This window comes from Zooshikella sp. RANM57 (genome assembly GCF_050749885.1).
In the GTDB taxonomy this organism is placed as follows: Bacteria; Pseudomonadota; Gammaproteobacteria; order Pseudomonadales; family Zooshikellaceae; genus Zooshikella.
Genome location: NZ_JBOIUB010000092.1, coordinates 1 through 255, shown reverse-complemented (window position 1 = coordinate 255; position 255 = coordinate 1). Strand labels below are relative to the sequence as shown.

At 41.6% G+C, this 255-nt stretch carries 1 protein-coding gene; it reads left to right on the top strand.

What is annotated here, in order from left to right:
- Positions 1–38 precede the first annotated feature (38 nt).
- A partial coding sequence (locus ACQ96U_RS27270) for a helix-turn-helix domain-containing protein (RefSeq protein ID WP_431724427.1) occupies positions 39–255 on the top strand: 217 nt, incomplete at its 3' end.

Below are 255 nucleotides of genomic sequence, written 5' to 3'. Positions count from 1 at the left end.
TAATGGATACTTTCTAGAATTATGCCATACTTATTAGTATGAAATATGATGCCCGACAGTTATCAACAGAAGAAAAAGCATTATTAAGACGTTTAGCCGTTCAGAGAGTATTTGACGGTGAGTCACCTGCCAATGTTACCCGTAGCTATGGGTTGGGAGAAAAGAGTATTTTCAAATGGTTAAAAATTGCTAGAACAGAGGGGGTAGACGCATTAGCTCCAAAACCTCGTCCAGGTCGAGCGCGATCGCTGAGTG